Source organism: Bacillus sp. 05T31 (assembly GCF_056396725.1).
Map to the genome: position 1 here is coordinate 1 of NZ_JBFTMA010001383.1, position 453 is coordinate 453.

1 protein-coding gene is annotated in these 453 nt (G+C 36.6%); it reads right to left on the reverse strand.

Going from position 1 to position 453, the window contains the following annotated elements; all coding sequences use genetic code 11:
• Window positions 1–453: hypothetical protein (locus tag AC1DJR_RS33415; protein WP_477004615.1), on the reverse strand; the 453-nt coding region annotated here is incomplete at both ends.

The following is a 453-nucleotide window of genomic DNA, read 5'->3' on the forward strand; positions in this document are numbered from 1 at the left end:
AATGAGTACTGTTCATAACCATCCTCTAGAAATTCAATCAAAATATGACTGGGATACGCTTCACTTTGATAGGTGTTAAACGAAAATTCATGGAACACGAATTGAAAATCGGATTGTGTTATATGTTTCGATCCTATACATAGATAGTAACCAGCTGTGTCGAAGTAACATCCTTCCGCAGCCATAGAACTAATATCCGAAGCGAAATTTGAATACATGTCTTCTGAGCTAAATAACGTCCCATCTAACAGGTCTTCTTCAGTTCCGAAGGCAAAGTGACAAAATATACGTGTTTGCTCGTTAAAACGCGCAAGCGACTCGAATAATAGTTCACTTGTTATATGCAACCTGTCCCTGTGAAAATCATTGATATTGATTAAGAATGGGATGTTATATTTGCGAATTAATTTTTGTATGCGTAGCATCCGAATGTATACTTTCATCTCATTTCCC